We start from the raw sequence: 510 nt of genomic DNA, 5'->3' as shown, positions 1-510 counted from the left end.
GGCGGACGGAGGCAAGCTCTTCAATGGGCGCCTCCTCCGACCCGACACCTGTGAGCTCGGAGAAAGTCCGAGGGAGGGAAGGGGCCTTAGTTCAAGGGAAACGTCGGAAGGAGCAAGAACGGAGAGTGGCGGCACGCCTACAACCTCCCTTGCGTGTTCGGAGGCTCCAGAGGACGTTGCAGGAGAAAGCGAAGGCAAGTTCGACCTCATCCCCCTCGGGAGATGTACGCGGAGCTTGCCGTGGGCATAATCCTGTACCAACCTTGTCCGGAAGCCGAATGCGGGAAATCCGCCTGTTCGGTTTGATGAGCGGGGAGTGGAAACGGCCGATAGGGAGAGATACTCAGGTAGTGTCAGGTAGTGTCCGCTTTTTTGTGTGCGGGTCGATTTTCTGCTTTGTTGTCTAACAGTAAAGAGAGTTGTTCGCACGCCGTCAACTCGGACCGGCGAGACCGCTTCCCCAAAGCGGTCGGCTCTAGCCGGGACAGTTGTGAATAACCCGCTTGGGGG

Origin of the sequence: Verrucomicrobium sp. 3C (genome assembly GCF_000379365.1) — a bacterium.
In the GTDB taxonomy this organism is placed as follows: Bacteria; Verrucomicrobiota; Verrucomicrobiia; order Methylacidiphilales; family Methylacidiphilaceae; genus Methylacidimicrobium.
Note: the sequence above shows the minus strand (reverse complement) of the source record.